We start from the raw sequence: 21621 nt of genomic DNA, 5'->3' as shown, positions 1-21621 counted from the left end.
ATTTAATTGGTTTAGACGATTGGTATTATCAGCAGAAATGCAGAAACAACGCATTGATACCGTTCGTTTAAAACTGCTGAAGATTGCTGCAAAAGTAGTCCGTTCAGCAAGATATATCACATTCAAGCTGTGCAGCAGTTGTCCATATAAAGAAGAGTTTTATGACACCCTTTCTGCAATAGGTAAGCTGGATGTACAGCTGGAATAGCAACTGTCAACGAACCTTGACAGCCTGATAATTGCTCAAAAACTCGTCATAGGGATTTTATGCCCTTTTTTCTGACAAATTGAGAGAAGTTATGGCTGCATGGATCATTTTTTCAATTCATGGTGCAAGGTTTAGGTTAGAAATTGCTCCGTGAATAATTCAGGTTTGAGCAAAGTCTTTATGGAATCCATAATTTGTTCGTAAGTAATATCTTTCGCATAAGAAAACTGCTTGCGATACTTGTCCCACATTGTTTTGAGTTCCGGGCTTTCTTCGATGTTGTAAAGAATAGAAGGAACATCTGCAATCTGTTCTGTAGTGCCACGATGCTTGGCAGTTGCACTTAACGCATCAGCAAATACCGCATTATCGAATTTCTGCGTTGTGGTCAGTATATAGGTATCGTAAAAATCTCTGGGACGAGTATTGAACACGCCACGGCGTAAAATAGTTTCAACCTTTTCGGCCATGACGGTTTCAATGTTGTATGCCCACAGCTCATAAGATTTCTCATCATCGAAAATTTCAGAGAAGTTGTACTGCACCGCATGGGGTGTAATAGCATCACCGGTGGACACATCAATGCTAAGTGGAGTCAGCAGAGTATCAAACTTGGCGTTCAGCATGACACGGTATCCGCCGTAAATATCATCTTCACGGATGGGCGAAATTGTGCCAATCTCGAATACAACGCCGTCATCGAATGCGATGTCACAAACATCTTCCAACGCACTGCGAATTGCTTCCGGTGTAAGGGGCAGATTTTTAAGAGTGGTGTCCATATCCATGGTTGCGCGGTTGTCGAGTCCGACAATGGCGGCTACCAACATACCGCCCTTTAATACAAACTTCTCTTTGTATTCGGAAGCGGAAAGGCGGACAAGCAGACGCTCAAACATATAGTTCTGCAGAATGACCTGTGCAGGGATATTCTTCTGTTTTGCGATATTGCGAATTTTCGCCTTCAAACTCATTGCTTTACTCACAGAAGCACCTCCAAATATTGACGCAACACTTTTTCAACACGCATCTGTTTTGCATATGTATTCAGTTGGTTTAGGTTTTTCTTCGGGCTTGCGGCGTACATTTTAAGTGCCGCTAAAAATGTTTCAGTTCCCAATTTGTTACGGCTGCGAATTACATCACAAATGGTGCGTTCAAGATCGTATGCAGGAACATCATTTCCAGCAGGTGTTCTCAGCGTTGTTTTGCCAAGTTCAAACAATTCAGGCTTGATATAATACACTTTGCATTCAGATTTAATTGCCGCAGAAGGAATACAACCAGACGGTGCAGTAACCGTATGCTCAAATGGAGTACGGTCAGAAATTCCGTGAAGGTAAAGAGCTGTTTCGTGAGAAAAAATGATTCTTTCTGAACGGTTACTGATTGCCAATAATTCATCCTGCATATCATCGGGAAGAATGTACTGGCCTTTTACAATACGATGGATTTTATCTTCTTTGCACAACTTATAAAGCATCGCCTTGGAGATGCCGCGTTGCGCTGCTATTTTCGTTTCAATAATTCCGCCATGCGTTTTTGCAATAGCGGTGAGTTCAGTCATGTAATCCATACACTCACCTCGGTTATAATAACTCAATAACATTATGCTCATAATTACGATTAAAGTCAATATCTTGTTGGAAACATTCAAAAAATATTTACAATTAAATTACGACTGAAGTAAACGGCAATCTAAAGCAAGACATTTACCATACACCAAAAATCGAACAACAACAGAGGGGCTGTCGCACTAACGTGCGGCAGCTCCTTTTATATATCCAACACAAAACGCCGAGCTTCGAAAAGCCCGGCGTTCGTGGTATAATCAGTTTATGCGACTAAACAAAATAATACAGAGGGATTATACCTCATTTTCGCTGTATTATCAAATCAAACTTCCGCTGGATTTAGAGATTTCTATTCCATCTGATGATCCAGTTCGTCTGGTAAGTGCCTTTGTGGAGGAAATGGACCTTTCTGAACTCAGGCATGCCAAAAGGGATGTCTGGGAATGAACTGTGTTTATAAGGGATGAGGGCGAAATCACAACCGATTTCGCCCCCATTTGGGCATAAAGCAGGGCTGCCGCCCAGCAAAAAATATTTGCTAGTGCGACAGCCCCTTCTTTTCGATGCTTTTCATTCAGCAGGCAATGAAATAGAACAGTGCCATAACGTAAGCATATGACTTAATAATTTTCTTCGCGAACTTCAAAGTAGCTCTGCGGATGGCTGCAGACCGGACATACCTGCGGTGCCTTTGTTCCGATCACGATATGCCCGCAGTTGCGGCACTCCCATACCTTTACTTCACTCTTTTCGAATACAGAAGCTGTCTCCACATTTTTAAGAAGGGCACGGTAGCGCTCCTCATGGTGCTTCTCGATCTCGCCTACCATACGGAATTTTGCTGCGAGAGCATGGAAACCTTCCTCATCGGCGGTCTTCGCAAAATCCTCGTACATATCGGTCCACTCGTAGTTTTCACCGGCTGCAGCGGCTGCAAGATTCGCAGCGGTATCGCTGATTCCATCTAACTCCTTGAACCACATCTTCGCGTGCTCTTTCTCGTTGTCAGCTGTCTTTAAGAATAAAGCCGCGATCTGCTCGTATCCCTCCTTCTTTGCTACGGATGCAAAGTAGGTATATTTGTTTCTCGCCTGGGATTCACCGGAGAATGCTGCCTCGAGGTTCTTTTCTGTTTTTGTTCCTGCGTATCTGCTCATAGTGTTGAACTCCTTTCTGATTCTTGTTTTCTTATTGTTTTCCCTTCTTTTTGCAAAATGATTCTTTCTGTTCCTGTAATTTACCGTTTCTGTCTGACGGTCGTCTTTTTTGTTGTATATCGTCTTGTCTGTTGCGTATCGTCTTGTTTATGGTTGTATTCTAACATACTTTGTTTTAAATGTCAATAATAGTAATTATTATTGTTTTGCAGGATTTATTTACTTTTGCTCCAAACAGTTTTTCACGACCTTCTGTCAAAAACGCAAAAAATACGCCCGGCACATTTGGAGCTTCCATTGTAGAAAAAGAATGTGCCTGGCACATTCTCGCGCCTCGCTCGGTCGCGTGCGGCAATCTACATCTTTGCGCGAGTGCGCATCTTTAGCACGTTAATGCCTTTTATGCAACAGGGAATTCCCCGACATTTCCTGTTGCATAAAAAAACTGCAGATCCACATATCAACCGATATGGACCCGCAGTCTTTCTCATATATTTTTATCTGTTTTTTCTTTCCTTAGTCCGCAAATAACGGTGTGGAAAGGTATCTGTCGCCGGTATCCGGAAGCAGTGCCACGATCGTCTTTCCTGCGTTTTCCGGTCTCTTCGCAAGTTCGATCGCTGCCCAGATCGCCGCACCGGAGGAAATTCCCACGAGGACTCCTTCCTTCTTTCCAACTAACTTTCCTGCCGCGAACGCGTCATCATTCTCCACAGCGATGATCTCATCATAAACCTTTGTGTCGAGAACATCCGGAACAAATCCGGCTCCGATTCCCTGGATCTTGTGGGAGCCTGCCTTGCCCTGGCTCAGTACCGGGGAGCTTGCCGGTTCCACCGCAACGACCTTCACGTCCGGATTCTGCTTCTTTAAATATCTTCCGGTTCCGGTGATGGTTCCGCCGGTGCCGACACCAGCGACAAAAATATCAACCTTGCCGTCCGTATCTTCCCAGATCTCCGGCCCGGTTGTTCTCTCATGAACTTCCGGATTCGCCGGGTTTACAAACTGTCCCGGAATAAAGCTTCCCGGAATCTCCTTTGCGAGCTCCTCCGCCTTTGCGATCGCGCCCTTCATTCCCTTTGCGCCCTCAGTGAGCACAAGCTCCGCGCCGTAGGCTTTCATAAGCTGGCGCCTCTCCACACTCATGGTCTCAGGCATAACGATAATGATCCGGTAACCGCGGGCAGCCGCAACCGACGCAAGACCGATTCCTGTGTTTCCGGAAGTCGGCTCGATGATCGTAGAACCAGTCTTTAAGATTCCCTTCGCCTCAGCGTCATCGATCATCGCCTTCGCGATCCTGTCCTTTACCGATCCGGCCGGATTGAAATATTCCAGCTTCGCAAGGATCTTCGCGTTAAGTCCCTCGGATTTTTCAATCTGTGTAAGCTCTAAGAGCGGAGTCTTTCCGATCAGCTGGTCTGCGGATGTATATATGTTTGCCATAAGTTATTACCTACCTTTCATATATGTTAATAGGATTATATGGCGATATCATCTGTTTGTCAAGTCTCATTCCGGATATCATGTTAGAAAATTTCTATCATATATCACAACACCTTTATCCTTTTCACTGTCTTTATTTCCCTTAAACCTTGTATTATAATAGGAATAATGTTAAACTTACATTACGATCAAAAATATTCAGCAACACGCAGCAGCATGGGAGGATACAGATTATGATGGTTTCAACAAAAGGCCGCTACGCTCTCCGCGTCCTGATCGATCTTGCGGAGCACCAGACAGACGGCTATATTCCATTAAAAGATACAGCAGCGAGACAGGAGATCTCTGAAAAATACCTCGAGGGCATCATCAAAATCCTCGTAAAGGCAAAACTCTTAGAGGGGGTCCGCGGTAAAGGCGGCGGATATCGCCTCACAAAAGCACCGGAACAGTACACAGTCGGCAGCATTCTTCGCCTCACTGAAAACTCCATGGCTCCGGTAGCCTGCTTAGAGCCCGGCAGCACCGACTGTCCCAGAATGGGAAGCTGTAAAACTCTCCCTCTCTGGCAGGGTCTCGACAAAGTCGTCAACGAATACTTGGACGGCGTCACCATCGCCGACCTCGTGCAGAATGGTCAGCCCGGAGATGACTATGTAATATAAGAACTTTTCCTTCGCACAGCCACGACCAGCTGCCGGTCTGCCTCCAGGCTCAGACGCATTATTTTCCGGGCATGGTTTCCTCTTAGCTCGTGGGAGAATGCGTTGGTGGACAGGCGGCACTTGTCTGAGCCGAAGGCGAGTTGTGCCGACTGACCACCGCCCTTAGCATTCTTCCGCAAGCTTAGAGGAACCGCCTGGGAAATACCCGGTGTCTGGGACTGGAGGCAGACCGGCAGCGTACTCTCTCCAAAATCGCCGCTCCCGTCCCAAAAACAAAGGACAGCCTTTCGGCTGCCCTTCACCCATTTCCATATCTGATTCCATTCCCGGAAATATCGTCCCTAATTCCAGAAGTCCACCTTCTCCTTCAGTCCAATATGCTCCGCCTTAAACACCGGATTCTTTCCGGCCTTTTTCTGCTCTGTATAATCCTCAAGACACCGCAGTACCGGCTTCAGGAGAATAACGATCACCGGCACATTGATCAGCGCCATGAAGCCCATCAGCACATCCGCTGTATCCCAGACAATACCAAGCTTCATCGTAGCGCCGACGCACACAACCACCGCAGCAACAATCCTCATGCACCACTTTGCCCCATTAGATGGAGTCATGCCGCAAAGATACGCAAGCCCTGTCTCCGCATAATAGAAGTTTCCAAGCAGAGTCGTAAATGCAAACAGGAACAGGGAAACTGTAATAAACACAACACCAAACTTGCCGAGTGTGTTGTTCATAGCCGCCTGCACATAGGCCATTCCGGCCATATCCGCATCCGGCTCCACACCGGAGCAGAGCAGCAGCATCGCAGTTGCTGTACAGATCATACAGGTATCAAGGAATACAGAAAGCACCTGAACAAGTCCCTGCTTTACCGGATGGGAAACACCCGCGGAACCAGCCGCACACGCAGCAGCGCCGACACCGGCTTCGTTAGAGAAAAGACCTCTCTTGATACCAAGCATGACCGCAGACCCCGTAAATCCGCCGAAAATTGCTTTCACATCAAACGCGTTGCGGAAGATCTCTGCGAACACTCCTGGAAGAAGTGTGATATGGGTCACGATCACGAACACGGCAACCGCAATGTAAAAGAATCCCATGAACGGAACGATCTTTTCCGTGATCCCTGCGATCTGTTTTCCACCGCCGCTGATGCAGACGAAGAATAACACTGCAAGCACGCCGCCGATGATCCATTTTGCAAGGTTTTCATTCTGGGAGTATGCCGGAATGACACGGAATGCATCTGCGATATTGAAGGATGCAACCAGATTGAAGCCGACCATGTAGGTCAGGATCATGAACACTGCAAACAGGATTCCGAGCCAGTGTTTTCCGGTTGCCTGATCGATGTAGTAGGACGGACCGCCGTAGCAGCCGCCGTCATCGGAACGGCGCTTATAGATCTGAGCCAGAGTTCCCTCCACGAAAGCAGTAGACATTCCCAGAAGCGCTGTGAGCCACATCCAGAATAATGATCCGAGTCCGCCGAGACAGATTGCTGTGGATACGCCTGCGATATTTCCGGTTCCCACACGGGATGCCGTCGAAACCATAAGTGCCTGAAAGGACGAGATCGCCTTGTCATCCTCACTCGGTGCGAGAACGACCCGCAAAGATTCCTTTAAATAGCGGAACTGAACAAACTTTGTGCGGACCGTAAAGTAGATTCCGCCTGCAACAAGTAAAATGATCAGGATGTATGTGTAAAGATAATTACTGAGATTCCCGATCAGTGCCCCATACAAATCGTACATGTGTTGTTACCCCTCTTTTTTCTTTTTTGTTACCCCAAAATTTTACTGTAAGTTACCCGTATTTACAATCATTTTTTCAGAAAATTTTGCCAAAACCGCACATTTCATTATACCTCCCCTTCCTAATTTTTCTCTAAAGAAGAAAGTTTCCGTCCGCCCATTTTTCCCTGGGTCCCGTACCACTTTCATACTTTCATCGTAACCTGATGAACTGTTACCCTTCATCAAAAAACTACTCAGTCTTTCTTCGCAAAAATATGCAATTTCATCTGTGAGGAAAGGAACTGCAGGATCTTTCTCCCCGCAATGCTGTTTCCCTTTGCGTCCAGGGACGGACCATAGATTCCGATCCCCATCTTCCCGTCAACAACAGACAGCAGCCCGCCGCCGACACCGCTCTTCGACGGGATTCCCACACGGACCGCAAATTCCCCGGACCCGTCATACATGCCGCAGGTCAGCATGATCGTCTTCACGACTCTCACGGTATCGGAATTCAGCAGCCGCTTTCCGGATGGATCCACTCCGTCATTCGCGAGCAGAAGTCCCAATCCCGCAAGGCTTTCCGCCGTGACGCTCAGCGAGCACATTTTCACATAGAAATCCAGCGCTTCCTCCACATTTCCATTGATCACGCCCTTGCTCTCTAAAAGATAGGCGATGGCGCGGTTTCTCGCCACCGTTGACATCTCTGAACCGTAGACTTTCTCATCCAGAACGATCCCGTCATCCTGACAGAAACATCTCGCCAGCTTCAGCATCTCCTCAAACGATACCTTCGGCTCAATAAAGCTCGCCACTGCGATTGCTCCAGAATTGATCATCGGATTGTATGGATGGCTGTTAGATCCCTCAAGCTTGATCAGGGAGTTGAAGGCGTCCCCCGACGGTTCCATCCCCACATTCTCAAACACCATGTCAAACCCGCAGACCTCAAGGGCTACCGCAAGGCTGATAACCTTCGAAATACTCTGGATGCTGAACCGATCCTTCGTGTCCCCGCAGGAGAACCGGCTTCCATCCCGGCAGAAGATGCTGATTCCGAGCTTATTCTTGTCCGCTCTTCCAAGCTCCGGAATGTACGTCGCAACCTCCCCCTCTTTGATGTATGGGCGTCCCGTTTCCAGCGCCTCATTGATCAGATCCTGAAACATAACTTTTGTTTACTCCTTTCCTATATGACCTTTCACTCCTGCTGCCGCACTTTCCATACTTCGCAGGAAACTCCTGTCAGCACATTTTCCGTGCTTTTTTCTTATTTTAAACGTCCTGTCCCCTCTCAAGCCGCTCTCTTACTTCCTTCAAAAACTCTTCCCCGATCCCGGAGATCGGCACATCCGCAAGTGTCACATACCCGAATTCCAGCTTCACCTCGCACCCCGGAATCGGCACGGAAACTGCCCGGAAATCCGACAGCTGCTTGTCAAAGTCATGGATTCCGATGCTGTAAAAATCCGTCTGTGAGATCAGGTTCATGAGCGTCGCACGCCCTGTCACATAAATCTCCTTCTTCTTTCCCGTACTTCCCCCATCCTCATTTGGTCCGAGGATATTGGAGAGAATATCGTCATACAGCCCCATATAGCGGATAAATCCGTAATTCGCAAGATTCTCCCTCGTCATCGGCTTCTTCTCCCGGACGAGCGGATGATCCTTTGAGATCACGATCTGCGGTTCCACATAGGAGAGGAACCGATATGTAAGACCTTTTGCCGCCGCCATCACCTGGATCTCCTCATGTCTCTGGCTGTCGAAATGGAAAATTCCGATGTCGGCCCGCCCGGAGACCACATCCTCGATGACATCCTCCAACTGCCCCTCATACAGGCGGTGGGTGAATTCCGGCTGATCCTGGTAACGTCTCACGATAGTGATAAAACTCTCCATTACATGGGAGAACTTTGTCATGGACACCGCCAGGGGCTCTGTCTTCTCCATCTCTTTTAAAGGCCGCAGGTGCATTTCTTCCATTTCCTTTAAGATCCGCACCGACCGCTCCAAAAACTCATTTCCTTCGGGAGTCAGCGTCACGCCCTGACGGCTCCTGTTTAAGAGCGGCGCTCCAACGGTCTCCTCCAGGTCATGAATGATCTTTCCAAGATGGGATTGGGAAACATAGAGCATCTGGGCCGCCTTGTTGATGGAACCAAGTCTCGCCACCTTGATGAAGTATTCCAGATGTTTCAGATTGATATCATAGCTCATGTTCTTCCCTCCCTCATTTTTCTATCTCTCTTCCAACGCATCACTGCTGAAAAGAATTTCTGAAAGCCGCACATTCCCGCGGCTTTTCTTGTATATAATGTATCATTTTTTGCCATATCTTTCCACTTCTTTGTTATTCTTTATCAAACTAAGGTTATTTCTCACAGAAAAAACCTTATACATCAAAAGCGGAGTGCCGTCACCTGGACAACACTCCGAAACCATACTTTCATATCTTAATTCACACGGGATGACAGACCTCAGCTCCCGATCATAATGCTGATGATCTCATCATTCGTCTCCTTCATTCCCTCTTTTGCGAGACGTCCCACGTTGCGGATCGTCGCCTCGATCCCGGCCGTCACGATTCCGTCACCGTCATCAAAGTTCTGACCACGCTTTGCCATATAGTAGCCGATGATCCCCGCGTCCACCGCCTCAGCGATCTTTGCCGCGCAGGACGCTTTCGCGCCGTCACAGACCATACCGGAGATAATGGCTACCGCATTGATCACGGTGTGGACCACCTCATCATAGGACGCTCCGGAGAGATACGCGATCCCCGCTCCGGACCCCGCACCCGCGCTGACTGCACCGCAGTAGGCGGAAAGTCTTCCGATGGGCGTCTTCTGGTGGATCGTCGTGAGATCTGAGAGTGCCATCGCCCGGTACATGGTATCTTCATCGACTCCCAGCTCCGTTGCGTATACGATGACCGGAACAGAAGCCGTGATTCCCTGATTTCCACTGCCGGAGTTGATGATAACCGGAAGCTCACATCCGTTCATTCGTGCGTCGGATCCGGCTGCCGCCATGGCTCTCGCCCGTGTACGGACATCATTTCCGTTCATATCGAGAAGAAGTGCGCCGATGTTGGATCCATACTGCCCACGCATTCCCTCTCTGGCGATCGCCATATTGTAAGTTTTCTGGCGCTCCAGAACCTCTCTGATATCATTCACATCCACTGTGTGGATAAAGTCCCAGATATGCTCCATATCGAGCAGTGAGCGGTCCGTAAGACCTTCCTCCTCCTCACCATTCACCGGGATATCCCTGATGACTTCTCCGTTCTTTTCAATATGTACCACATTCGTGTGATAATTTGCGATGCGGACCATGCTGGTATCTGTTCCGCGTGTCAGTGTCACAATAATATCAAAGGTGATGCCGTTATCAATATGTTCCACTTCCACCGGGGTCGTCTGAAGGAATTCCTTCATCGCCGTGATCTGCTCTTTTGTGACAGACGCTATGACCTCAAGTTCCTTTTTCGGATCACCTGCAACGATTCCTGCCGCCGCCGCCGCCGGAATTCCCTTTAAATGATCCGTATTCGGGACGATCACGGATTTTACGTTCTTGATCATGCTGCCGCTGGCTCCTACCTTCACCTTCTCCGGGAGTCCGCCGAGCACTTCCCTCGCGACTGCCGCGCAGTAAGCGATGGCGATCGGCTCCGTACATCCCATCGCCGGCTTCAGCTCCTCTTCCAGAATACTCACATATGCCTGATATCTGATATCGCTTTTCTCCATTGTATCCGTCCTTTCTCCGCTCTTTTCTGCCGATCGGATCACTTTTTCCGCCCGCCATTCATGACTCCGAGTCTCACATCCTGAAAATTCGCATTCTATCCTGCTATTTTCTTGCAATTTCTATATTCTTAGCGTATCATAAGAAGTACCAAAAGTAAAATTGAACGTTTTAAACAGATCGTTTATAAATTTTTATAGAGAAGAAAGGAATCCGCCATGGAACTTCGAGAGATCCGCACGTTTCTACAGATCGCGCAAAAGCAAAGTTTTTCAAAAGCCGCCGAGGCGTTAGGCTATTCCCAGGCCGCCGTCACGGTCCAGATCAAGCAGTTAGAGGAGGAACTCGGCATCCATCTCTTTGACCGCCTCGGAAAAAAGACGGTCCTGACTCATCACGGGGAGATCTTTTACCGCTATGCCGTGACGATCCTTGGCACCGTCGCCGACGCGAAAAAAGCGGTTTCCGCCTCCACAGAGCTCTCCGGTGACCTCACCATCGGAACCATTGAATCCATCTGTGAATCCATCTTTCCGGATCTTTTAAAGAAATTCCATCAGCTTTACCCGAACGTCTCCGTGAGCATCGTTCTGGACTCCCCGGATGTTCTTTTGGACCGCATGAACAAGAACTCTATCGATCTTGTCTATCTCCTCGACCAGCCCATTGACGACAAGCGTTTTATAAAAGTTCTGGAAGCGCCGGAAAATATCTCCTTCGTCTCTTCCTCTGTCCACCCACTGGCAAAAAGTGGTCCCACAGACCTTGACTCGGTCATCAGCCACCCATTCCTCCTGACCGAAAAAAATGCCAGTTACCGGTTCGTTCTTGACCGGTATCTGGCATCGCTCGGAAAGGAGATCAAGCCTTTCCTGGAAATCGGAAACACAGAATTCATTATCAATATGTTAAAACAGAACGCCGGGATCTCATTTCTCCCGGAGTTTGCCGTAAGGCATGAAGTGGAATCCGGTATCCTCTCGATCCTGCCGGTAAAGGATTTCCACATGGAGCTCTACCGGCAGGTCCTCTATCACAAAGACAAATGGCACACCGGTGAGATGGACGCCTTTATCGAGCTTGCGAAGGAGACTTTCCGGACTTCGCCCGTTTCAGAAGAACACCCTCAAGAACGATAAGGAAGGTCAACATAATAAGCATCGCTGCGCTCACTCCAATGGTCAGCCTGTAATCTCCCGTTATATCATAAAAGGTTCCAAACCACATGTTGAAGGGCGCTCCCAGAAGCGTTCCCACCATGGTGGAATAGGCATATGCTGTACTGTAGGTCTCGCCCTTCCAGAAGATCCTGCAGAACAGCGGCATCATGACGGATGATAAGGGAAGTGTCACACCAAAAAACAGGGCGCCCGCCATCACTGTCTCCGGAGAACCGACAAACAGCAGTACATGACCGAGAAATGCCAGCGCAATCGAAAATTCGAAGGTCTTTATGATCCCAAGGCTGTCGCTGATCTTTCCGAGGATCAGCTTGCTGGACATGTTTCCAAGAAGGGAGATGCTCGTCATCATGGCCGCCACCTGCAGCGTAAGTCCGGCTGCGATCCCACAGGGCGTCAGGAAGGAATTCAGGTACGCGCATGACACACTGGTCCAGTATGCACCCACGGCAATATAAAATTCCGGCTGACGCAGCAATTCTTTTAATGTAATCCCGTTGTCCCCGGATGCGGGCGCTGATGCGCCTGATACTGCCCTTTGCTCCACATCCTCTGCCCCGTAAGGCAGGAGTCCCATCTCTTCCGGCTTATAGCGGAGAATGAACAGGGAGATCGGGAGGACCAGCGCGGTACTGACGATTCCAACCGCCATATAGCTCACCCTCCATCCGAATGCCGGGATCGCCATTCCAAGAAAACTGCTGCCGATCATGCCGATGAGTCCGGAGAACGCTGCGGAGATTCCCACCGCCGTTCCGGTCTTTTTCTTAAACCAGTTTCCAAGAATGATCGGCGCCGGGATCATGCAGACGAAGGACGAGGCGATTCCCTGAATGATGCCTGTCACATGCCACTGCCACAGTTCATGGAAGGTACCCATGAGGGCCGCGCAGCCTCCGTATATGACAGCTGCAATGCTGATCACGATCCGCACATCATGTTTCCGAAAGCTTGTCGCCACAAATGGCAGCGCCAAAGCAGAACTGATGCAGTAGAGCATCCGGTACATTGTAAGTTTTCCCAGCTCAAATCCCAGCTCTTTGCAGATCGGGGAGTAAAAGACACCGGCACAGTTATTGATGAGTCCCAGAGTTGCCCCCTGCAGGATGCAGCAGCCCGCAAGGATGAACCAGGCATAGTGCAGTCTGTTTTTCTTTTGTTCCATTGTTATTTCTGCCTTTCCCCAGCTTTTTTCTTTTCCGCATATCGCCGGTATCCGGCTGTCCGCCCCGAAAACTTCCGGCCACATATCCACCCGGTTCCATCTCCGTCACTCACTCTTATGGCAGGCGCCTAGCCTCTGCGGACATGCTGAATAAATCTGCGGAATATTCTTTATTCCTTAAAGTTATATTGTAGCATTATTTCTCCCATTTTCCCATATTTTTTTCATCTTTTTACCATAAAGAACTTGCAGGATAAATCTTAAGTACTTATAATAGAAAACACGGTAACTGTTCATTACATCGAAACAGTACCGCAGTAAAAAGACATTACCGCCCGACCCCGGCGGCAAAAAATACAATGCCGGTCAGACGGCAGAATGGAGGAATTTCCAATGGCAAAGAAAGAGATCGACTGGTCCAATATCGGATTCGGTTACATCAAAACTGATTACAGATATGTATCCAACTTCAAAGATGGTTCCTGGGATGAGGGAACTCTTACAACTGATGATATGATCACCTTAAACGAGTGTGCATGTGTATTCCAGTATGCACAGACCTGCTTCGAGGGCTTAAAGGCATACACAACGGAGAACGGCCACATCGTAACCTTCCGCCCGGACTTAAACGCTGAGCGTATGATGAACTCTGCAGCAAGACTTGAGATGCCGCAGTTCCCGAAGGAGCGCTTCATTGACGCGATCACAAAGCTGGTTGCGGCAAACGCTGATTTCGTTCCGCCGTACGGTTCCGGCGCAACTCTTTACATCCGTCCGTATATGTTCGGTACAAACCCGGTAATCGGTGTGAAACCGGCATCCGAGTACCAGTTCCGTGCTTTCTGTACACCGGTCGGCCCGTACTTCAAGGGCGGCGCTAAGCCGATCACAATCCGTGTCACAGACTTCGACCGCGCAGCACCTCACGGAACAGGCCACGTAAAGGCCGGCTTAAACTACGCAATGAGCTTACATGCCATCGTTGATGCTCACAAACAGGGCTATGATGAGAACATGTATCTCGACGCTGCTACAAGAACCTATGTTGAGGAGACAGGCGGAGCAAACTTCATCTTCGTTACAAAAGACGGCACAGTCGTAACACCGAAGTCCGACTCTATCCTTCCGTCCATCACACGCCGCTCCATCCTCTACGTTGCTGAGCATTACCTCGGCTTAAAGACAGAGGAGCGTCCGGTTCCGTTTACAGAAGTAAAAGATTTCGCTGAGTGCGGTCTCTGCGGTACCGCTGCTGTTATCTCCCCGGTCGGCAAGATCGTAGACCACGGCAACGAGATCTGCTTCCCGAGCGGAATGGAGAAGATGGGTCCGGTGATCCAGAAACTCTACGACACATTAACAGGCATCCAGATGGGCCATATCGAGGCACCGGAAGGCTGGATCCATGTGATCAAATAATTAACCGTGTGAATTGTATCAGAGCAGGATTCCTTTGGGGAGTCCTGCTCTTTTTTCTTTATAATTCTTTTATACCGGACTCCCTTGCTTTTCCAAAAGCACCATGTTAAGATACATCTAAGCAAGGTTTCTAATGAATTCTATTATCTAATATCATCTAAGCCGGATTCGGCATCTGAAGACTCTTTGCTAAAACACCAAAATAACCGGCAGGGAGTCGAAAGAAGCACTTTCCTGCCTAATCTCAGGAAAGGAAGGTCTGGTATGAAACAACAGAATCATTATGCTTATGATATTCCGGCGGAGTATGCGGATATCATTGATCCTTCGAAAGTAAATCTCAGTGATTTTGCCTTATTTCTGGCGGTCATGAAACGCAAAAAGGCACATGAATGCGTGCTGAGTATTATTTTAGGGGAGCCTGATCTAAAGCTGAATCAGGTTCATGTGGAGGAAGTTGTACTTAACGCAAAAGGAGAACGGGGCATCCAGCTGGATGCATGGGCGGTATCTGAGGATTCCCGGCATTTTGCGACGGAAATGCAGAATGACTCAGACATCGATGATGTGCGAAAACGATCAAGGTTTTATCAGGGACTTTTGGACAGTCCGATACTGAAGTCCGGAAGGAAGACAAAATACCGCCATCTGCCTTCAACGATCGTAACATTTATCACTCAGAAGGATATTTTCGGGAAAGACCGCGCAATGTATACGTTTACTGAGCGGTGTCATGAGTTTCCCGAGATGGAGTTAGAAGATGGAACTAAGAAAATATTTTTAAATATGACCAGCAAGAATGGACGGGATGAGCTTGTGAGTTTTCTTCAGTACTGTAAGAATTCTACGCTTGATAATCCGGAGATCACGATATTGGACGAACGATTGAAAACACTCGATGCGATAGTAGCTGAGGTTAAGCAAAATGAAGAATGGGAGGTCGCACGCATGAGTATTTTATCTACTGGAATTGAAATTGGTGAGAAGAAGGGAATCGAAATTGGACAGAAAAAAGGAATATTAGCAATGATTCGCATGGGAAGAGAATTCCATTTAAGCGATGATACTATTCTGGAACAAATATGTAAAAATTTTGATCTGGATCAGATCACTGCGAAAGGATACATTGATTCTTTTGGGAAATAATTATCCATATTCATCAAAAAGATCCGGGAGACCATCCATGCATGATGGAATCCCGGATCTCTTTAATTTTTCTTTATTTATGCCGCATGGAATCTTCCATCCCGCCTGCAGATATCCTCAAACTCCTTAAGCTTCTGCTTTGCCTCCGGACTTAAGTCATCCGGAACCTGTATTCTTACGACGGCGTACTGGTCACCGTGGAGTGACGGGTCTTTTAAGGAGACGATACCTTTGCCGCGGAGACGGATCTTTGTACCGGAGCGGGTTCCGGCTTTGATTTTGCAGACCACATCGCCATATAACGTGTGGACAAGAGTCTCACCGCCGAAGACGGCCGTGGTGAACGGAACTTCCACATCGCTGTAGACATCCATGCCCTTTCTCGTCCAGCCCGGCTTCTCACCGACTGTGATCTTGAGAAGCAGGTCGCCCGCGGCACCACCGCCGGTTCCCGGCATTCCTTTACCTGCAAGCCGGATGCTCTTTCCGGTCTCGATGCCTGCCGGGATCTTTACCTTCAGGGTCTGCGGTCTGCTGCCAGGCTGGTTCGGGTTCTGGATCGTGATGGTCTTTTCGCAGCCATGAACGGCCTCATCGAAGGTTATCTGGACCTCCGCATTTAAGTCGTTGCCGCGGTCAGAAAATCCAGAACCGGAAAATCCATTTCCGCCGCCAAAGCCATGGAAGCCGGAACCGCCAAAGCCAGCGCTGCCAGCTCTTCCTTTGCCGCCAAACATATTTCCAAACAGATCACCGAAGATATCATCCCCGTCACCGCCCTCAAAATGGAATTCATGATATGTTCCATCTCCGGAGCGGAAGGATCCAGACCGGTATGCTCCGCCGGCACCGTTTCCGAAGCCGCCGAACCCGCCAAAACCACCGGCACCTGCTCCGGCGCCCTGTCCGTAACCTGCCGTCTCATCAAAAGCAGCATGTCCGAACTGGTCGTAAAGCTTCTTCTTCTTTGGATCACTCAAAACGTCGTAAGCCTCATTTACATCCTTAAACATCTGCTCCGCCGTCTTATCGCCAGGATTGGAGTCCGGATGATACTTCTTTGCCAATTTTCTATATGCACGTTTAATTGCCGCAGCATCCGCGTCTCTCGAGATGCCCAGCACATCATAATAATCTCTCTTTGTCGATGACATATTCACCACCTCACTGTTCTATATGTAATGTAACATATCAAATATTCAATGTCAAGGGAGGTATGTGAATTTTTTGTGATATTTAAAGATCCCGCCGAAACCTTCCTCTGTACAATATCTGTACGTCCTGGCTTTTGGCGGGATCTTTATTTTTCAATATTTGCTTTACTGTTCTGATTATTCCTACTTTTCAAAAATCTGCCGGAATTCCTTTACCTGGGTCCGACCGATGGGCAATGCCTCAGCATCATAGTACTTCATCTTCACACAATATCCGTTATTGTAGCTCACCTGCATCTCCTTCACATAATCCAGATTGATCAGGTAGCTCTTGTGGATCCGGAAGAACCGGCTCTTTTTCAGGTGGGTCTCATAATTGTTCAATGACTCGTTCTGCAGATAGAAGGATCCGTCCTTCATATGGATCTTGCAGGAACGCTTTTCCGTCTCGATGAACACGATATCCGCCACGTCAACAACCTGAAAGCTGGAGCCCACGTTCACCATGATCTTCCCGATTTCATATCCGGGACCGGCGGCCTTTTCCTTTATGTGTTCATGGACCCGCTCCATCGCCCGTTTGACGCGATCATAGTCAAAGGGTTTTAAGAGATAATCCACCGCCCCGATCTCAAAGGCCTTTACCGCGTATTCCTGGAACGCAGTGGCAAAGATGATCAGCGTGTCCGGCTGCTTTCTCTTTATCATGGATGCCAGCGTAGTGCCGTTCATTCCACCCAGATTAATATCCACAAAACACACATCAAAGGTCTCATTTTCCAGCATTGCAAGAAATTCTTCGCTTCCGTCGGCCTCCGCGATCTCCGCCTCCGGCTCACACTGTTCCACCAGATATTTAAGTTCGCTTCTTGCCGGGCGCTCATCGTCAACTACTGCTATTCTCATACCTCATGCCTCCCATGTTCTGTCAAAAACGCCGCTGTTCCAAACAGCAGGCTGCTGTCATCTGTTCTTTCAGAAGATCGTCAGCCTGGCGTTTTCTCCTGCTGCGCGCTTCCAGCCGCGCTGTCCGGAATGTTCATCCGCACGTCCGTCCCTTCTTCACTTGTCACGATCTGGAGTCCGTAGGACTTTCCGTATAAGGAGATCAGTCTCTGCTGCACGTTCATCATTCCGATTCCTGTGTGTTCCACTTTTTCCCCGCCGTACAGGCTCTGGACGATCCGGTAGTCCATTCCCGGTCCGTTGTCGATCACGTCGATCCTCGTGGACCGTTCCTCCCGTTTTACGTTTACGATGACCTTTCCGACTCCTTTTTCCCTCTGCATTGCCCCGTGATGGACCGCATTCTCCACGATGGGCTGTAAGATCAGGTTCGGCACGCAGCTTCGCAGCGCCTCCGGATCCGCATTGATCTCGATCGAGAGACGTTTTTCAAACCGCGCCTCCTCAAGCATCGTATAGGCTTTTACATGCTCAAGTTCCGTGTCAAGAGTTACCATATAATCGGTATCCTCCAGCATGCTGCGGAAATAGGAGCTCAGTGCCAGTAAGAGCTCTCTCGCCTTCTCCGGCTTTTCCCGGCAGAAGTAGGAGATCGTATTTAATGAATTGAACAGGAAGTGCGGATTGATCTGGGACTGCAGGGTCCGAAGCTCCGCTTTTCTCAGCTCTTCCTTCTGTTTCTCCATCTCCGAGAGCTTGATCTGCATCGCGAAGTGGTTCGCGAGTCCCGTGACAAATTCAATGTCCGCCCGATAGGAATATGCATTTTTCTTCACCAGCATCACAAGCGCCAGAACCTTTCCCTCATCGAGGAGGATCGGCGCAGATATGATCACATTCTCCTTATAAAGAGGATAAAATCCGTCCTCCGGTAAAGGCACGCGGCTGATCCTCGTCGTCTTGAAGGTCTTTGTCGCGGATAAAAGTCTCGGATAATTGTTCTCTGTGAGAACGATACTGGAAAATGCCCCGCTCCTTGCCAGAAATTTCATGTCATCGATCAGTGCCGCGCCCTGACAGTGGTACTCTTCCATAATAATGTCGATGATCTTTCCCGCCGTCTTCCGGTCCTTCTCCACAGAGCCAAGATACGGGGTACACCGCTCGGCGGTTCTCATTGCGAGGGAGACCTTGGACGCAACCTTCAAGTCCTCCGTGTTGAAGATCGATTTAAAAACATTAAAGAAGATCACCATGCCGACGGAATTGATGATCACCATCGGAACGATCACGATCTTTACGATCTCAACGGCCGCATCAAATGGCCTGGTGAGAAGCAGGATCAGAACAATATGGATCATCTCGGAAATGAACGTGACTCCAAGCAGAAATGTATTCGAGTACTGGCGGTTTTCCTTCTTCTTCCAGCCGATAAAGGAACCGATGATCCCATGGATGACCGCGGAGAGCACACAGGCCACCGTGGAGATCCGCTCCGGGAAGATCAGATACCGGTGAGCCGCCGCAATCGCTGTCGTGATAAAGCCGGAGACAGGACCGCCCAGAAATCCGGCGGACAGGACACCGATCACCCGGGCATTCGGCAGCGCCCCTGTCACCTGAATCCCAATGTAATCAGAGATGATGCAGAAGACGCCGAAGATTACACCGAGAAGCACCTTTTCCCAGAGCCTCTGCCAGACGCTCTCTCCTCTTCCTTCCTCACTTCCGCCCTCTTCATTTAATAGAAGTCTCTGGACAAAGTCCATCTTCGTCATCATGAAGGCGAGCACTACCAATAGGCAGATGTTAAAGCAGATACTGTAAATAACATCAAGCAGCATGTTGTTTCCTCCTGTCTCTGACGATCCCTGTTTTTCTATATCTGTCCGCAGTGGTTATTGCAATCTGCGCGCAGCATGGATCACAACTGTCCGACGCCTGACCCGGTGTGTTCTAACAGACACATATAGAAAAACAGGGACCGCCGCAGTAAATTTTCTGCAGCAGTCCCTGTGTGTTCACTGGTTATCTATGAAGGTCTACGCTGCCACCGGTGCACTCTTCTTTGCAGCTGCTTTCTGGAATACGAATACAACTGCGCAGATCACGATACCTGCGATATCTGTCACAAGACCGCTGTCGATCAGGAGATAAGCGCCAATGAGGCTGGCAATTCTCAATACGATGTTGACCTTTGTGAACAGGTAACCTTCAACTGCTGTACTGATTAAGAATACACCAACTGCAGCAGTTACTGCAACCTGAATCGCTTTTGCAAGCGGAGTATCAAGCAACAGAAGGTCTGTATTGTATACAAACATGTACGGAAGAATGAATCCTGCAAGTGCAAGCTTTACGGATGCCCATCCTGTCTTCATCGGACTTCCGCCTGCGATACCTGCTGCCGCAAAGGCTGCAAGGGCAACCGGCGGTGTCAGGTTTGCGAACATTGCGAAGTAGAAACAGAACATGTGGGCAACCAGGGCCGGGATACCAAGCTGTACCAGAGCCGGAGCTGCGATCGTGGATGTAATGATATAGGACGGGATACTCGGAAGACCCATACCTAAGATCATGCAGGTGATCATTGTGAACACCAGTGTGAACATCAGGCTCTTTCCTCCGATGCTGATGATGGTATTTGCCATATTCAGGGCGAAACCTGTGATCGAGCAGGAACCAACGATAATACCAACGCAGGCGCAGGCGATCGCTACGGATACGGTAGACTTCGCGCTCGCTACCATCGCATCAAGAATATCCTGGAAGGTCATTCTCGTATTCTTTCTGCACTGCGCCACGATGATCGTGAATACGATCGTATAGAACGCAGCCATGATAACCGTCTTTCCGGAGAAGAACAGCATGTAAACGAGGAAGATGATCGGGAGTGCCAGATGACCGTACTCCTTCATGACCTGGGACATCTTCGGAAGCTGATCCTTCGGAGTTCCCTGCATTCCCATCTTCTCAGCCCTCATCTGGATCTGGAACAGGATGCCCATGTAGTAGATGACTGCCGGGATGATCGCGGATAAGAGAAGTTCGTTGTACTTCATGCCAAGAGTATCTGCCATGATGAATGCGGCAGCACCCATAACCGGCGGCATCAGCTGTCCGCCGACAGAACCGGTCGCAACAACGGCACCTGCGAACTCGTCGTCATAGCCGGATTTTTTCATAAGCGGGATCGTGAAGGAACCGGTCGTAACAACGACGGCTACGGCCGCACCGTTGATCATTCCGAGAAGTCCGGAAGCAACGACTGCTACCTTTGCCGGGCCGCCCTTTGTGCCGCCCGCGATGGCGTTTGCGAAGTCGTTGAAGAACTGACCCATGCCACACTTGTTCATGACTTCACCGAAGGCAATGAAGAGGAAGATGTAGGTGGACGCGACGTTGACCGATGATCCGTAAATACCTTCCGTGTTCGAGAAGAAATGGCTCATTAACTTCTGCCATGTATATCCTCTGTGGAGGAAGATGCCCGGGACATCGATCGGGATGAGTCCCTGCTTCGTGCCCATTAAGCTGTAGATCATAAAGATAATGGAGATGATCGGGAGAGCCATGCCGCAGACACGTCTCGTTGCCTCCAGAACGACCAGGGTTAACAGGGTACCGATTACGACATCCATCATGTCCGGCTTTCCGGCACGATTGATGATGTTTACATAATCTACGCACATATAAATCGGAACTGCGGCTGACAATGCGATAAATACATAATCATACCATGCGATCACTTTGCGGCTCGCTTTTTTCGTAGCCGGATAAAGCATGAAGGCAAGAATCAGGATCATGCCGACATGGATGGAACGATGCTTTAATGTTTCCGGCATGTAAAGACCGGATGCGAAAACCAGATGATATAAGGTAACGATGATCGCGAATACCCGGTAAGCTTTCTTTAATACCGGGGACCCGAACTTTCTCGTCTTGCTCTCTTTATCAAACTGCTCGAGGAGTTTCTGTTTTTCTTCCTCGCTCATCTCTGCTTCCGCTGTACTGGGGACGATGTTTTTTTCTTTTTCGCTCATACAGATTTCCCTTCCCTTCGTTGTCAGAGTTGTTGTCGATGTTTCTTCAGCAG

General features: G+C 48.8%; 18 protein-coding genes. 5 read left to right on the top strand and 13 right to left on the bottom strand.

Annotated features, from left to right (window positions below; translation table 11 throughout):
* Window positions 1-208: transposase (locus tag DWY93_RS14175; protein WP_181968559.1), on the top strand; the 208-nt coding region annotated here is incomplete at its 5' end.
* Window positions 209-339: 131 nt separating this feature from the next.
* On the opposite strand, the gene DWY93_RS14170 is transcribed toward DWY93_RS14175, so the two are convergent.
* From DWY93_RS14170 to cysK, 4 genes are all read right to left on the bottom strand, one after another.
* Window positions 340-1194, bottom strand: a complete 855-nt coding sequence (locus DWY93_RS14170; RefSeq protein WP_242990660.1) for a nucleotidyl transferase AbiEii/AbiGii toxin family protein — start codon at window positions 1192-1194, stop codon at window positions 340-342.
* Window positions 1191-1784, bottom strand: a complete 594-nt coding sequence (locus DWY93_RS14165) for a hypothetical protein (RefSeq protein ID WP_015553720.1) — start codon at window positions 1782-1784, stop codon at window positions 1191-1193. The genes DWY93_RS14170 and DWY93_RS14165 overlap by 4 nt, the downstream gene beginning before the upstream one ends.
* Window positions 1785-2402: 618 nt before the next feature.
* Window positions 2403-2939, bottom strand: coding sequence for a rubrerythrin (gene rbr, locus DWY93_RS14155; protein WP_015553723.1), 537 nt, complete (start codon window positions 2937-2939; stop codon window positions 2403-2405).
* A 516-nt stretch (window positions 2940-3455) separates the two neighbouring features.
* Complete coding sequence (gene cysK, locus DWY93_RS14150; RefSeq protein WP_117470341.1) at window positions 3456-4388, bottom strand: cysteine synthase A; 933 nt, start codon at window positions 4386-4388, stop codon at window positions 3456-3458.
* 233 nt (window positions 4389-4621) lie between these two features.
* Here cysK and DWY93_RS14145 point away from each other — a divergent pair, with 233 nt between their 5' ends.
* The gene (locus DWY93_RS14145; protein WP_015553725.1) at window positions 4622-5053 is read left to right on the top strand and encodes an Rrf2 family transcriptional regulator; all 432 of its coding nucleotides are present in this window, start codon (window positions 4622-4624) and stop codon (window positions 5051-5053) included.
* 341 nt (window positions 5054-5394) lie between these two features.
* On the opposite strand, the gene DWY93_RS14135 is transcribed toward DWY93_RS14145, so the two are convergent.
* The 4 genes from DWY93_RS14135 to DWY93_RS14120 form a co-directional block, all read right to left on the bottom strand.
* The gene (locus DWY93_RS14135; RefSeq protein WP_117470339.1) at window positions 5395-6813 is read right to left on the bottom strand and encodes an alanine/glycine:cation symporter family protein; all 1419 of its coding nucleotides are present in this window, start codon (window positions 6811-6813) and stop codon (window positions 5395-5397) included.
* A 236-nt stretch (window positions 6814-7049) separates the two neighbouring features.
* Window positions 7050-7967: a glutaminase A gene (gene glsA, locus DWY93_RS14130; protein WP_015553728.1), complete on the bottom strand. Its 918-nt coding sequence runs from the start codon at window positions 7965-7967 to the stop codon at window positions 7050-7052.
* Between the two features lie 106 nt (window positions 7968-8073).
* A complete protein-coding gene (locus tag DWY93_RS14125; protein WP_117470338.1) occupies window positions 8074-9018 on the bottom strand; it encodes a LysR family transcriptional regulator in 945 nt (314 codons plus the stop codon).
* 260 nt (window positions 9019-9278) lie between these two features.
* Window positions 9279-10556, bottom strand: a complete 1278-nt coding sequence (locus tag DWY93_RS14120) for an L-serine ammonia-lyase, iron-sulfur-dependent, subunit alpha (protein ID WP_117470397.1) — start codon at window positions 10554-10556, stop codon at window positions 9279-9281.
* A 216-nt stretch (window positions 10557-10772) separates the two neighbouring features.
* On the opposite strand from DWY93_RS14120, the gene DWY93_RS14115 reads away from it, so the two are divergent.
* Window positions 10773-11693 (top strand): LysR family transcriptional regulator, encoded by a 921-nt coding sequence (locus tag DWY93_RS14115; RefSeq protein WP_117470337.1) that lies wholly within the window; start codon window positions 10773-10775, stop codon window positions 11691-11693.
* On the opposite strand, the gene DWY93_RS14110 is transcribed toward DWY93_RS14115, so the two are convergent.
* The gene (locus DWY93_RS14110) at window positions 11626-12900 is read right to left on the bottom strand and encodes an MFS transporter (protein ID WP_181968558.1); all 1275 of its coding nucleotides are present in this window, start codon (window positions 12898-12900) and stop codon (window positions 11626-11628) included. The genes DWY93_RS14115 and DWY93_RS14110 overlap by 68 nt on opposite strands.
* 393 nt (window positions 12901-13293) lie before the next feature.
* Between DWY93_RS14110 and DWY93_RS14105 the strand changes: the two genes are divergently transcribed.
* Together DWY93_RS14105 and DWY93_RS14100 are read left to right on the top strand one after the other, a co-directional pair.
* Complete coding sequence (locus DWY93_RS14105; RefSeq protein ID WP_117470335.1) at window positions 13294-14319, top strand: branched-chain amino acid aminotransferase; 1026 nt, start codon at window positions 13294-13296, stop codon at window positions 14317-14319.
* A gap of 264 nt (window positions 14320-14583) precedes the next feature.
* Window positions 14584-15465: an Rpn family recombination-promoting nuclease/putative transposase gene (locus DWY93_RS14100; RefSeq protein ID WP_117470334.1), complete on the top strand. Its 882-nt coding sequence runs from the start codon at window positions 14584-14586 to the stop codon at window positions 15463-15465.
* Window positions 15466-15542: 77 nt separating this feature from the next.
* Here DWY93_RS14100 and DWY93_RS14095 read toward each other — a convergent pair whose 3' ends face one another.
* The 4 genes from DWY93_RS14095 to DWY93_RS14080 form a co-directional block, all read right to left on the bottom strand.
* Window positions 15543-16619 carry a DnaJ C-terminal domain-containing protein gene (locus DWY93_RS14095; protein ID WP_117470333.1) on the bottom strand — a complete coding sequence of 359 codons (1077 nt, stop codon included), beginning with the start codon at window positions 16617-16619 and terminating at the stop codon, window positions 15543-15545.
* A 183-nt stretch (window positions 16620-16802) separates the two neighbouring features.
* Window positions 16803-17525, bottom strand: coding sequence for a LytTR family DNA-binding domain-containing protein (locus DWY93_RS14090; protein ID WP_117470332.1), 723 nt, complete (start codon window positions 17523-17525; stop codon window positions 16803-16805).
* An 80-nt stretch (window positions 17526-17605) separates the two neighbouring features.
* Window positions 17606-19369: a LytS/YhcK type 5TM receptor domain-containing protein gene (locus tag DWY93_RS14085; RefSeq protein WP_117470331.1), complete on the bottom strand. Its 1764-nt coding sequence runs from the start codon at window positions 19367-19369 to the stop codon at window positions 17606-17608.
* A 198-nt stretch (window positions 19370-19567) separates the two neighbouring features.
* Window positions 19568-21568: a TRAP transporter permease gene (locus DWY93_RS14080; RefSeq protein ID WP_117470330.1), complete on the bottom strand. Its 2001-nt coding sequence runs from the start codon at window positions 21566-21568 to the stop codon at window positions 19568-19570.
* Window positions 21569-21621: the final 53 nt, after the last annotated feature.

Source organism: Clostridium sp. AF28-12, from assembly GCF_003435225.1.
Taxonomy (GTDB): domain Bacteria; phylum Bacillota; class Clostridia; order Lachnospirales; family Lachnospiraceae; genus Pilosibacter; species Pilosibacter fragilis.
This window is presented reverse-complemented; position numbering and strand designations above follow the sequence as displayed.

Coding starts and splice junctions, on each gene's coding strand:
- DWY93_RS14110 (WP_181968558.1), bottom strand. CDS start 12,900: ATGGAACAAAAGAAAAACAGACTGCACTATGCCTGGTTCATCCTTGCG.
- DWY93_RS14095 (WP_117470333.1), bottom strand. CDS start 16,619: ATGTCATCGACAAAGAGAGATTATTATGATGTGCTGGGCATCTCGAGA.
- cysK (WP_117470341.1), bottom strand. CDS start 4,388: ATGGCAAACATATATACATCCGCAGACCAGCTGATCGGAAAGACTCCG.
- DWY93_RS14115 (WP_117470337.1), top strand. CDS start 10,773: ATGGAACTTCGAGAGATCCGCACGTTTCTACAGATCGCGCAAAAGCAA.
- DWY93_RS14165 (WP_015553720.1), bottom strand. CDS start 1,784: ATGGATTACATGACTGAACTCACCGCTATTGCAAAAACGCATGGCGGA.
- DWY93_RS14120 (WP_117470397.1), bottom strand. CDS start 10,556: ATGGAGAAAAGCGATATCAGATATCAGGCATATGTGAGTATTCTGGAA.
- DWY93_RS14085 (WP_117470331.1), bottom strand. CDS start 19,369: ATGCTGCTTGATGTTATTTACAGTATCTGCTTTAACATCTGCCTATTG.
- DWY93_RS14125 (WP_117470338.1), bottom strand. CDS start 9,018: ATGAGCTATGATATCAATCTGAAACATCTGGAATACTTCATCAAGGTG.
- DWY93_RS14145 (WP_015553725.1), top strand. CDS start 4,622: ATGATGGTTTCAACAAAAGGCCGCTACGCTCTCCGCGTCCTGATCGAT.
- DWY93_RS14090 (WP_117470332.1), bottom strand. CDS start 17,525: ATGAGAATAGCAGTAGTTGACGATGAGCGCCCGGCAAGAAGCGAACTT.
- DWY93_RS14135 (WP_117470339.1), bottom strand. CDS start 6,813: ATGTACGATTTGTATGGGGCACTGATCGGGAATCTCAGTAATTATCTT.
- DWY93_RS14100 (WP_117470334.1), top strand. CDS start 14,584: ATGAAACAACAGAATCATTATGCTTATGATATTCCGGCGGAGTATGCG.
- rbr (WP_015553723.1), bottom strand. CDS start 2,939: ATGAGCAGATACGCAGGAACAAAAACAGAAAAGAACCTCGAGGCAGCA.
- DWY93_RS14105 (WP_117470335.1), top strand. CDS start 13,294: ATGGCAAAGAAAGAGATCGACTGGTCCAATATCGGATTCGGTTACATC.
- glsA (WP_015553728.1), bottom strand. CDS start 7,967: ATGTTTCAGGATCTGATCAATGAGGCGCTGGAAACGGGACGCCCATAC.
- DWY93_RS14080 (WP_117470330.1), bottom strand. CDS start 21,568: ATGAGCGAAAAAGAAAAAAACATCGTCCCCAGTACAGCGGAAGCAGAG.